Origin of the sequence: Hassallia byssoidea VB512170, from assembly GCF_000817785.2 — a bacterium.
Lineage (GTDB): Bacteria > Cyanobacteriota > Cyanobacteriia > Cyanobacteriales > Nostocaceae > Hassallia > Hassallia carrinoi.
In genome coordinates this window covers 1-11,671 of the sequence record NZ_JTCM02000156.1, presented here as the reverse complement: position 1 = coordinate 11,671, position 11,671 = coordinate 1, and the positions used below count along the sequence as shown (strand labels likewise).

The following is an 11,671-nucleotide window of genomic DNA, read 5'->3' as shown; positions in this document are numbered from 1 at the left end:
AGGAGTTGGAATCTCTACGCTAATTGGTGAAAACCTGTTAGAGCAAATTCTGACGTAGATTACAGAATCCCCGTCCATTTATGGCGGGGAGTGTCAATTTAGACTTTACTTGCTTCAAAGTCTGATAGCTGAAAAACTTGGAGAAATGTCTGCACAAGCAGTGAGATTTTTTGAGCAAGCGATGGCTTCATAGCCAAAGCGAAATCTTAATCATCTCATAAATCTTATTCTCAAAAAACCCACTGCCAGCTTACAGCAATTTTCATGTATTTAGACCACACTTTTCTTCCTTTGCGTCTTTGCGCGACGCCAGTTGCTACAACGCGGGGAACCCGCGCAACGCACTGGCTCCTTTGCGTGAGATAAAAATAATGTGGTTCATTTAGGTGAAAATCGCTGTAAGTTGTTAGACAGCAAGAAAAACTTCTCAAGTCAAGTGTTGAAATTTCGGTAAAAAACCGTACTCAAACCGAAGCTTCTTCTCTAGATTAGTTCCCTACACTAAAATTAAACTATAAAGGCAAAACTATACGCGCTCTGAGTATTGTAACTCAGTTGAAGATGGGAAAAATGGGATTCTTTGATTCTGATATAGTTCAGCAAGAAGCGAAGCAGCTGTTTGAAGATTATCAAGCGTTGATCAAACTTGGCAACAATTACGGCAAATTTGATCTCGAAGGTAAAAAGCTGTTTATTGAACAAATGGAAGCGATGATGGATCGATATCGCATCTTTATGAAGCGCTTCGAGCTATCAGAAGATTTTATGGCGCAAATGACTATGGAGCAGATTAAAACACAGTTAGGTCAGTTTGGCGTCACCCCGCAACAAATGTTTGACCAAATGAACCTAACTTTACAACGGATGAAAGCCGATTTAGCAAAGCAGGCTTAAAGAAGAGACGTTCCAGTGGAACGTCTGTACAAAAGGAGCGTTGGAGCGTGGGAGCGTTGTTTTAATCACCACTAACCACTATCTACTATCTACTATCCACGCTCCCACTACCCACTACCCACTATCCACTATCTACTATCCACGCTCCTCCTAATTATCATTGTCATTAAATTTGGGGCGAGGAAACTGCGATGGAGACTTGAAGTTTTCTGCAGGTGTATTCTTCAACGCTTTTTGCATAAAATCGCGCCAAATCGGTGCTACCATCACACCACCCGTCGCACCGCTTGCTAATTGTCTATTGTCGTCTCTACCGACCCAAACAGCAGTCGTTAACTGTGGCACAGTACCGACAAACCAAATATCCTTTTCAGAGGAAGTTGTTCCCGTCTTCCCAGCAGCCGGACGACCGATCGCCGCATTTTTACCAGTACCATTAGTAATAACCGATCGCATTACATCGATAATTGCCGCCGATGCCCAAGGATCGAGAACTTGCTGAGGTTTCGGCGTGTTATCTAGCAATACATTACCACTACTATCACTCACGCGGACAATTACCGTTGTTGGCGACTGCCAGCCATAATTAGCAAAGGTTGCATAAGCGCTAGCCATTTCCAAAGGTGTGACACCAATCGCACCTAGAGGCAAAGAACTCACCGGTTCCATCGGACTCATAATTCCTAAAGTCCGGCAGGTTTCGATAACTTTATTCATCCCTACAGCTTTGCCAACTTTGATGACTGGGATGTTGCGAGACTGCGATATAGCAGTGCGAATTGACATCGCGCCGGAAAAGCCACCATCATAGTTTCTTGGATAGTACCAACCGTCACCATCACGGTAGCTGACAGGGGCATCTACCACCGTCGAATCTGGACCATACTTCCCACTGGCAAAACCAGCATAGTAAACAAACGGTTTAAAAGAAGACCCAGGCTGACGTTGAGCTTGAGTTGCTCGATTGAACTCACTGGTTTTCGCATCCACACCCCCCACCAATGCTTTCACAAAATGGGTGCGGGGGTCAATTGCCACCAATGCCATTTGATTCTTATATAAACCTTGTCCCAAAAGTCTTTCATGCCACTTGCTGACAGTTTGCTCTGCCATGCGTTGAAAATCAGCATCAACTGTGGTTTGTACGCGCATCCCACCTTTAATTAAGGCATCACGTCCAAACTTTTTCGCCAACTCTTGCGACACCGCATTGGTAACATAAGGTAAAGCACTACCTTGAAACGACCTGATTTTACCAAGTTTAATTTCTTGCTTGAGCGCTTCGTCGTACTCTTCCTGGGTGATCCAGTTCAATTCCCGCATCCGTCCGAGGACTTCTTTTTGTTTTTGCTTTGCCTTAGCCATGCTGACAAACGGACTCAATTCTTCAGGTGCTGGAATCAAACCCGCCATCATCGCCGATTCACCGATAGTTAAACTTTCGGCGGACTTGTTAAAATAACTGCGAGCTGCGGTTTGCACGCCATAGTTATTATGACCCCAATACACTTGATTGAGGTACATTTCCAAAATTTGGTCTTTGCTGAGAATTTGCTCTAAACGAATCGCTAGAACTGCCTCGGCAATCTTACGAGTAAAAGCACGCTTGCGAGACAAAAATAAATTTTTCACCAATTGCATGGTGATGGTGGAACCACCTTCTTTGACTCCACCAGCCGCCCAGTTTGTCACTACAGCACGTCCAACCCCACTGGGGTTAATTCCATGATGATTGTAGAAGTGACCATCTTCGCTTGCCAATACCGCCCGTTTTAAATTTGGCGAAATTCTATCTAACGATACGACTTCCCGGTTAGCTTCTCCGTGAACACTGGTTAAAAGTTTACCTTTAACGTCATAAATGTAAGTAGTTTCTGATGGAAAAAAGTTACGTAATTGTCTCACATCAGGCAAGTTCCGGAAACTAACGGCTAAACCCACTAGTCCTCCCGCGACAATCGAACTTGTTAGCATAGTCAGGGATAAAAGAGTGCCGCCAGTTACCTGACCTACTCCTTTAAAAAAGTCAAAACCTGATGATGCCTGACCTTGCGGTTGTTTTTCTTCAAAAGTCCTAGACGACACGGCGATTCCACTTCCTCACTTGTAAATATAACTGTAATTTATTCGGCGAAGCAAGGCGGTTATTTTTTTGCAATTATAGTAGTTTGGCAGATCAGTTAGATGACAAATTGCCAGTAAAAATAACTAACTCAACTTCTAGCAATGCAAAGCATAACTAATATTCAGTCTTCTAGTATGGCGCAAAATTTTTCTTGGCTACATCGTGGATTAACTGAAATTTTCCCACACAATAGTAATTCTGACAGTGAAAGTGAAAGTTTAGAAAAGCTCTTGGCAACTACAGACCGACCTTTAAGGGTAAAATTCGGAATTGATCCAACAGGAGCAGAAATTCACCTAGGTCACAGCATTCCAGTGCGGAAACTGCGAAATTTTCAAGATGCCGGTCACACAGCAGTGCTGATTATTGGCGATTTTACAGCTCGCATTGGCGATCCGACTGGTAAATCTGAGGTACGACGCCAACTGACAGAGGTAGATGTAGCGCAAAACGCCCAAACTTATCTTGACCAAGTGCGTCCGATTTTAGATTTTGACACACCAGGGAGATTAGAGGTACGTTATAACTCCGAATGGCTCTCTAAACTTGACTTAGGAAAAATTTTAGAGTTACTTGCCACGATGACGGTGGGGCAGATGCTAGCAAAAGAAGGCTTCGCCGAACGTTATAAGAAAGAGAATCCAATTTTCCTTCATGAGTTCCTTTATCCATTGATGCAAGGTTATGATTCTGTGGCAGTGCAAGCTGATGTAGAATTAGGCGGTACTGACCAGAAATTTAACTTGGCTGTTGGGCGAGATTTACAACGTCATTTTGGGCAAAGACCGCAATATTGTGTACTGTTACCTATTTTAAATGGTCTTGACGGTGTACAAAAAATGTCTAAATCTTTGGGTAATTATGTCGGTTTGTCAGAACATCCATCACAGATGTATCAGAAGCTGCAACAAGTTCCGGATAATTTGCTGGAAGATTATTTTCAACTGCTGACGGATTTAGATGCCGACAAATTACCAGAAAAGCCACGCGATCGCCAACAACTTCTCGCTTGGGATATTGTTCGACAATATCATGGCGAAAGTAGCGCGAATGAAGCTAGGGAAGCTGCAAAAACAGGGGGACAAGGTGGTGCAGTCCCAGAATTCTCGTTATCACAGGTGCAGTTTCCTGCTAAGTTATTTTCTATCCTCAATGTTAGCGGTTTGTGCAAAAGTGGCAATGAAGGTAGGCGAAAAATTCAAGAAGGTGGGGTGCGCTTAAACGGCGATCGCATTACCGATATTGATACTACTTTCGATTCGCTAACTGATTTAGAAGGTAAAGTTTTGCAAGTTGGTAAAAATAAGTTTGTCCGCTTAGTGCCGTAAATTAAGGGTGAAACCACATATGAACGCTAACAAGCGGATTATAGTTCCTTTGGATGTGTCGGATGAAGAAAGTGCGATCGCTCTAATAAACAAACTTGAGCAAGTCACTTTCTTCAAGGTTGGTTTAGAGTTGTTTACCAGCACTGGACCGAAAATTTTAGATTTGCTAAAATCCCGCCAAAAGCGCATTTTCCTCGATTTGAAGTTTCACGATATCCCGAATACAGTCGCGGGTGCTTGTCGCAGTGCCGCTCGTTATGGTGTGGATTTGCTGACAATTCATGCTACATCTGGAACAGACGCGCTGAAAGCTGCTTCATCAGCGCTGCAAGAAGAAGCCGCAAAAGTCGGTGTAAATCCGCCAAAGTTAATTGCGATTACTTTGTTGACGAGTATTTCTTCTCGGCAATTGGCGTTTGATTTGAAAATTCCTCTAGAATTGCCAGAATACGCTCTTGCAATGGCGCTGATGGCTCAAGAAACTGGGTTAGATGGGGCAGTTTGTTCGCCGCAAGAGGTAGCACAATTGCGGCAAACTTGCAAGGATGATTTTTTGTTAGTTTGTCCGGGAGTTAGACCGACTTGGGCAGATAAAGGAGATCAAAAGCGATCGCTTACACCAAAACAAGCGATCGCCTCTGGAGCCGATTATCTCGTAATTGGGCGTCCAATCACCGCCGCCGCCGATCCACAATTAGCTTGGCAGAGAACTTGTGAGGAGTTAATAACTGTATCTGGATAGTCGAATTAAAAGATGATTCGTTCGTAATTAGCGTCAGTTCGTTCTTATTTGATTTGACCCCTCTCCAAACCTCTCCCCGCACCTCTCCCTAACCCTCCCCTACAAGGGGAGGGAAGAGGAGCAGCTTTTATTACTGGAGAGGCTTAAAAACATAATTTTCTTGATATGATTCTTTTTATTTGCGGCTAAAAACAAGGGTTATGTGCCCCTCTCCTTGCAGGAAAGGGGTTGGGGAGAGGTTCGTCAAACTCACGTTAATTAGCGGCTTGATCCGCTAATTATTATACAAAAATCGCATTCATTATGTTTTTTGTCTCTCTATTTTTATCGTTACATTTTCTCTCGTCGTTCCCAGTCTCAGACTGGGAACGCACATCTGGAGGCTCTGCCGCCAAAGTCATATATAATCTGAGGCAGCAGAACACAGTAGGCATTCCCTGGCACCAGAAAACGAGAAAGCTGTTTGCCAGTGGTTCTCAACCTACACAGACAAGGGATACAGGCAAAGAAAAATCTTTTTGTTCAGAGCAAAGTATAGAAAATTTAATTACACCATTATTGCGGGATTTACCGAGCTACACTAATCGCGCCAGTCAACGCGCCCGCCGTCTTAAAAGAAAAACTGACGTTTACAGTTATATGTCTCTGGCAGGAAAACCTGATTTTACTCCGTTGCCGCTGAACGCTGGTATTAATAATACAGATGCGCTAAAAAGCTCTGACGAAAAAGTGGAGCAAGTGTTTTTTACTACTTTAGAGCGGCAATACATACGTGGAAAAGCGGTGCAATTGCAAGAATTTCACTGGCTGTTTTTAACGAAAAGCCAGAGTGGTTGGCGGATGGTAACAATGTTTTCGCAAATCGGTTCTTATCCAGTTACCAAAAATCCGCCAACACCCCCACGCGATAGTAGTAATGGTACTGTTGCTCAAGGAATTAATGCTTGGTTGCGAGATTGTCGAGCGGGAAGTATACGTATGAGTTCGGCGAATTAAAAAGATAAATTATGGGACTTGAACTAGATCATATTTTCGTTTGTGTTGAACCAGAAGCGCCTGAGGCTGAGTTTCTCAAAGCCTTCGGATTTGAAGAAGGTAATCGCCGCACTCATCTAGGTCAAGGCACTGCAAACGTTTGCTTTTTATTTCATAATGCTTATCTGGAGTTACTTTGGCTGAGAGATATAAATGAAATCCTCTCAAGTGTGGTTCGTCCTTTGGGTTTGTGGGAGCGTTGTTGTTGGGGAGAAACTCAAGCTTGTCCATTTGGTATTTCGCTTCGCTCAGATGTACCCGGTTCTCTAGAATTGCCATTTGCTACTTGGAATTATTACGCACCTTTTCTGCCAAAAGGAGCCTCACTTCCTATCGCTGCTAACAGTGAAAATTTATCAGAACCGCTGATTTTTATGTCCCCAGTTAGCCTACAACCTTCAGCTTCGCCGTTAAAACGCGGATTATTAATTAATAAACCTGGATTTGATGAAATTACAAAGTTGCAAATCACCTTACCAGGAGAGAAAAATTTCTCTGCCGAATTGAGAAAACTAACTGAGTTAGGATTGGTCGAATTGAAGCGAGGCGATCGCTTTCACCTAGAAATCGAGTTTAATCAAGCTCAATCAGGTCAAATCCAACTTTTTGACTCGAAATTACCAATTTCATTTTACTGGTAAGTTGACAAGCGTAGACGCAGAGCGTCTTGTCGTCAGACATCGCCTTGATTCAACATAAGCAATTAAGCGCTGGAAATGCGAAGTTATCGAGCAAAAAATTAGCTTGTCTAAGATCCGCCACTGCTAGAACCGCCGCCGTCACAGCCACTACTAGAACTGCCGCCATCACCACCGCTAAAACCGCCGCCGTCACAGCCACTACTAGAACTGCCGCCATCACCACCGCTATACCCGGAGTCACTGGTACTACTGTTATATCCCCCAGCAGCGGTGTTAAAGAAATTGTTGTGGCTGTTACTAGAATGGTTGCGGGATTTGCTTCTACGACCTCTAGAGGAACTGCTTCGAGCAGATGCAATAACTAACACCACCACCGCAATTGTAACTAATATCAAAAAGCCCGTCATAAGCCTTCTCCTTGGCAATAGTACGTGAGATGCTCAAACATCTGCGCTACTGTTAGTTGTTACGAGCATCTAACTTTTGAATCAATTTAGTTAGCTACCAAGTCAAGCGAAAGCATTCCAGAATTTCTGCCAAAGTTATGGTGAGATACTAGTGGTCTAGCGCAAAAAATTTAAAGCTTCATTGAGCGATAAATCGCTCACTACTTATTTTGTCGAATTTCATCGAATTTGGCACGCACGGCTTGAATATCTTGCCACATCAACCATTTAGGAGCGCCTACTTCGCGGGAAGGGTTACGCAGCAAGTAAGAAGGGTGAAAAATCGGCATACACAAACGCCCTTCCCATTCAATCCATTTTCCGCGAATTGTACCCATTGCTCCTTTGTCGCCAATTAAACCTTTGACGGCTGTTGCACCTGTCAAGAGAATAATTTTCGGATCAACTAAGCGAAGTTGTTCAAATAAATAGGGTTTGCAAGCCGCCATTTCTTTACTCGAAGGAACCCGATTATTTGGGGGTCGGCATTTGTTGATGTTACAAATATATACATCTTTTTCTGTATCCAGATTTACAGATGCCAATATTTTCTCTAGCAACTGTCCGGATCTGCCGACAAAGGGCAATCCGGTTTCATCTTCATTTTGACCGGGTGCTTCTCCCACAATCATAATGAGTGCTTTGAGGTTGCCGCGTCCGACGACGGCGTGAGTCCGATTTTCTCCTAATCCACAACGGTGGCACTCATTGCAATGCTGTGCCAATTCGGTCATGCTGGGGTAAGTGCCGCTGGGAATGGGAATTTTGGCATCTGTGGGAATTAAATCTTTTTGCTGAAAGTTCGAGTTATCGAAGAGGCTTAATTGATTTTCGCTGCTCATGAAAATGAAGATGCTGACAGAGTGCGCCAGTCTAATAATTAATGTTTATTGGCGAACAAATAAATGCTACGCCAGATGTGCATTTCTTATACTTGTATCTGTAGAGATTCTATTGTATCAATCAAATTGCCCGAAAATCCTTCATGATAAAAACAATGGTGTCTTAATGTGTTGGGGAAATTATGTCATATACCCCACTTTTTTGCGATCGCACTGATGCTGGTGAGAAGCTGGCGCAAAAAATTTATGCAATCAAGCAAAGTGCTGGGACAAAGCGACCAATTGTTTATGCCTTGCCGAGAGGAGGACTACCAGTAGCAGCACCTGTAGCGCGGATTTTGGGTTGTCCGCTGACGATTATGGTGGCGAAAAAGATTAGCCATCCACAAAACCCGGAGTTGGCAATTGGTGCGGTGACTGCTTCTCTTAATGTTCTTTGGAGTGAGCAAAAGTTACTTCGCAGTAAAAATTATTTGCGAGCGCGTGAATTGGCTTTGAATGAAGCGATCGATAAAGCTAAACTACTTGAGGCACAATTAATTCCTGGTTGTCCCCAGGTAAATACAGAAAATGCTACGGTTATTTTAATTGATGATGGCATCGCCACGGGGATGACAATTGCCGTAGCGGCGATTGCAGCAAAAGCGCTTGGGTGTGCGTCAGTTTGGTTGTGTAGTCCTGTAGCGCCTTTAAAGTTGTTACCTTGGTTGAGTCAGTGGTGCGATCGCCTTATTATCTTGGAAACACCGGAACCTTTCTTAAGTGTTAGTAATTTCTATGTCGATTTTCCTCAAGTAGAATCCTCTGAAGCTCTCGTGTATCTCCAGCAACAACATCAGCCCTTAACCGATTGATAACTATTCAACTCGATTTCATGAGCGTTAATATTACCACAAAAAGAACCTTCTTTCTCAGTTAATTCAGTAAGTTCTTTCTTTCGGTGTATAACAATAACTTACAAGTAAAACTCTCGACAGAGATACCTTAATTGTTATTTTGCTACACCTATAATTGAGTCCTTGCGATTACTCAATTTTGACGAATCCACTCAGGTTTATATATAAGAGCAGTTACTGGCGATCCTAAAAGCGTTTGCCAGGAACTTATTCGGCACTACGTAGCACCACAGGTAAATAATATGTCTTTTGCTCGTAACTCCCAACCCCTTTTAGCAGTAGATAGTAATTCAAATCACACAAGCCACAGTGAAGAGGGAAATATTTATGGGTTAACTGTTCCGGAAATAGCTATCTCTGTGGGTGGTTCTTTTGGCTTTATTGTGGCTTGGGTAGTTTTTTTTCTCATGCTATCCAAATTGCGGACGGTTGTAGACAATAAAATCGTTTTTAGTATCAACAGTTTAAATAAACTTCCCTGTCAAAACTGTGAATTTTTTTGCAGCAACAATTATCTCAAGTGTGCCGTACAACCTTCGATGGTAATGACTGAAGCAGCAAAGAATTGCTCTGATTATTCGCCGAAAAATTCTAAATCCAGTCGAAAAAATTTCTGACGTTAGGATACTACTTATTACATATAACATTAAGATGTACTATGACAGGTAAGATAGCCTTGCCTGTCATTTTCAATAAAAAGGAAAATACGCGGTTTGTCTGATTTAAAATTTGAATGACAAAAAATTCTCAAGTAGACCGTCAGCGGGAGCATCAAGCTAACGAGCGCACGTTTTTGGCTTGGCTGCGAACTTCAATCGCTTTAATCGGTTTTGGGTTTGCGATCGCTCGATTCAGCTTATTTTTGCGTCAACTTCATTCTACCCTAACTCAACAAGAACCTCAGGTACATCCCATCTTTAATTCAGAAAACCTCGGTGTCAGCTTAGTAATTTTTGGTATTGTAGTTATAGCTTTAGCAGCTTGGCATTATAACCAAGTTTTTTGGCAGATTGAACAGAATAAATATCGCCCCAATCGCATAATGGTTTTGATAATCACGGCTGTTGTGATGATTTTGGGAACACTCAGCATTCCTCTAGTTTTGTGGGCAAATAAACTGCCCAATCCCACTACTAATTCTACCCAACGTCGTCAACGTTCTTTAGATGACTTTTAATCAGCGACGTTCTTTCATCCCAAAAACTAGTCTAAATAATGGCTTCATCAAACCAGGAAATAGATGATACATTGATGTCCAAAACTTCGCTGTACCGACAATTACATCAGCACGCTGATTTTTAACACCTTTCCAAATTGCTTGCGCTACATCTTCAGGCTTTTCTAGCAGGGGAGTGTGCAGCATTGTATTGACTAAATTGTAGCGAGCTTTAGTTGTTTCTTCTTCCTTCCCGCGAAAGATTGTTCGTTCATCGATTTGGGTGCGAATAAAACTCGGATAAATTCCAGTAACTTGAATTCCTTTCTTTGATAATTCTGCGTGTAGGGATTTGGTCAGCCCTGCGATCGCGTGCTTGCTGGTATTGTAAGGTATTTGGTAAGGAATCGCATCTAAACCAGCAATAGAACTAACATTGACGATTGTTCCTTTACCTCGTTTTAGTAAATGAGGCAAAATAGCATCAATCACATGAATATAACCTAAAAGATTCGTATTTATTATCTGTTGCCAATCGCTGAGTTGAAATTCTTCTACTGGTCCTAAAGCAAAAATACCAGCATTATTAATTACTACATCCACATGACCAAAATGCTGTATTGCCTTTTCCACAAGGTTGTTTACTTGCTGCGGATCTCTCACATCTGTGGGAATGGCAAGCGCTTCTCGACCAAGTTCGCGTATTTCGATTGCCGCAGCTTCTAAACGATCAACTTGACGCGCTGCGAGTACAATATCATATCCTTGACGGGCAAATTCAAGTGCTGTGGCTTTGCCGATGCCTTGAGATGCACCTGTAATAATTACTGTATTATTCATAATAATTTTTGTTAGTTTGCTGCGCCTGGATTAAGTTGAATTAATATCCAAGTAAGATAAGTTCCAATCGGACCCCAAAGAGCATAAGGTAAGAACAACCAAGAGGCTTTTTGAGAAATTGGCTTGACTAGAAACGCCAAAATGTAGACGATAATTGTAGCCAATCCACCAGCAATCATTCCTCCTATAAGGCTTTTAAGTTCTACGACAATCGGACTGTATGCTGAAGTTAAAAGAGCGATCGCAGCATACATACCCATGAATAACCAAGGGCGATTTTTTGAGTTTTCCCACACAAGAATTGCTGAGATTGTGATGCAGACCCAAATAAAGATCCAAATAAACGGAATTAAAAATTCAAAAGTTAACCACGCAGGACGCTGTAAGTTTTGAAACCAGGGGTCGCGCAGTGATGTTAGCAAACTACCACCAAAAAATAGTGCTGCGGAAACTGCGGTAATGATCCATCTTGCTTTCACAAGGGTTGCTGTCAAGTTGAGATTACAATTAGTAGTTTAGGGTTGGATGGGCGATCGCCACACCTATCTAGGGGGGAACATCGCTTCGGAGAGCAGCAGCGATACCCTATAAGGATATCGCTACATGAACGAAGCCTGCGGGGGGACGCGGGGGATTCACAAACAATAGACAAAAATGGACAGCCTTCATCCGAGGATATCGTGGGGTATCGCGGATCTATAAAACAAGGCTGTCCATTTTTGTCCA

The 11,671-nt window shown here is 42.7% G+C and carries 13 protein-coding genes; 8 read left to right on the top strand and 5 right to left on the bottom strand.

Features of this window, described 5'->3' with window-relative positions; all coding sequences use genetic code 11:
* Positions 1–570: 570 nt before the first annotated feature.
* Positions 571–894, top strand: coding sequence for a DUF1825 family protein (locus tag PI95_RS32765; protein WP_039740328.1), 324 nt, complete (start codon positions 571–573; stop codon positions 892–894).
* A gap of 150 nt (positions 895–1,044) precedes the next feature.
* On the opposite strand, the gene PI95_RS32760 is transcribed toward PI95_RS32765, so the two are convergent.
* On the bottom strand, positions 1,045–2,979 hold the full coding sequence (locus tag PI95_RS32760) for a PBP1A family penicillin-binding protein (protein ID WP_039738709.1): 1,935 nt from the start codon (positions 2,977–2,979) through the stop codon (positions 1,045–1,047).
* Between the two features lie 141 nt (positions 2,980–3,120).
* Between PI95_RS32760 and tyrS the strand changes: the two genes are divergently transcribed.
* The 4 genes from tyrS (at position 3,121) to PI95_RS32740 (ending at position 6,765) form a co-directional block, all read left to right on the top strand.
* Complete coding sequence (gene tyrS / locus PI95_RS32755; RefSeq protein ID WP_236117294.1) at positions 3,121–4,347, top strand: tyrosine--tRNA ligase; 1,227 nt, start codon at positions 3,121–3,123, stop codon at positions 4,345–4,347.
* 19 nt (positions 4,348–4,366) lie between these two features.
* A complete protein-coding gene (gene pyrF / locus PI95_RS32750) occupies positions 4,367–5,089 on the top strand; it encodes an orotidine-5'-phosphate decarboxylase (RefSeq protein WP_039738708.1) in 723 nt (240 codons plus the stop codon).
* Between the two features lie 303 nt (positions 5,090–5,392).
* Complete coding sequence (locus PI95_RS32745; RefSeq protein WP_052324727.1) at positions 5,393–6,085, top strand: hypothetical protein; 693 nt, start codon at positions 5,393–5,395, stop codon at positions 6,083–6,085.
* Positions 6,086–6,096: 11 nt separating this feature from the next.
* Positions 6,097–6,765: a VOC family protein gene (locus tag PI95_RS32740; RefSeq protein WP_039738706.1), complete on the top strand. Its 669-nt coding sequence runs from the start codon at positions 6,097–6,099 to the stop codon at positions 6,763–6,765.
* A gap of 107 nt (positions 6,766–6,872) precedes the next feature.
* Here PI95_RS32740 and PI95_RS32735 read toward each other — a convergent pair whose 3' ends face one another.
* Positions 6,873–7,172 (bottom strand): hypothetical protein, encoded by a 300-nt coding sequence (locus tag PI95_RS32735; RefSeq protein WP_163519405.1) that lies wholly within the window; start codon positions 7,170–7,172, stop codon positions 6,873–6,875.
* Positions 7,173–7,372: 200 nt separating this feature from the next.
* Positions 7,373–8,053: a uracil-DNA glycosylase gene (locus PI95_RS32730; RefSeq protein ID WP_039738702.1), complete on the bottom strand. Its 681-nt coding sequence runs from the start codon at positions 8,051–8,053 to the stop codon at positions 7,373–7,375.
* Between the two features lie 182 nt (positions 8,054–8,235).
* Between PI95_RS32730 and PI95_RS32725 the strand changes: the two genes are divergently transcribed.
* The 3 genes from PI95_RS32725 (at position 8,236) to PI95_RS32715 (ending at position 10,126) form a co-directional block, all read left to right on the top strand.
* The gene (locus tag PI95_RS32725; protein ID WP_039738700.1) at positions 8,236–8,907 is read left to right on the top strand and encodes a phosphoribosyltransferase; all 672 of its coding nucleotides are present in this window, start codon (positions 8,236–8,238) and stop codon (positions 8,905–8,907) included.
* Positions 8,908–9,191: 284 nt separating this feature from the next.
* Complete coding sequence (locus tag PI95_RS32720) at positions 9,192–9,566, top strand: hypothetical protein (protein ID WP_039738698.1); 375 nt, start codon at positions 9,192–9,194, stop codon at positions 9,564–9,566.
* A gap of 116 nt (positions 9,567–9,682) precedes the next feature.
* Entirely contained in the window at positions 9,683–10,126 is a 444-nt protein-coding gene (locus PI95_RS32715; RefSeq protein ID WP_039738697.1) for a YidH family protein, read from the top strand.
* Here PI95_RS32715 and PI95_RS32710 read toward each other — a convergent pair whose 3' ends face one another.
* Positions 10,127–10,945 (bottom strand): SDR family NAD(P)-dependent oxidoreductase, encoded by an 819-nt coding sequence (locus tag PI95_RS32710; RefSeq protein ID WP_039738695.1) that lies wholly within the window; start codon positions 10,943–10,945, stop codon positions 10,127–10,129.
* Positions 10,946–10,956: 11 nt separating this feature from the next.
* Positions 10,957–11,424, bottom strand: a complete 468-nt coding sequence (locus PI95_RS32705; protein WP_039740321.1) for a tryptophan-rich sensory protein — start codon at positions 11,422–11,424, stop codon at positions 10,957–10,959.
* Positions 11,425–11,671: the final 247 nt, after the last annotated feature.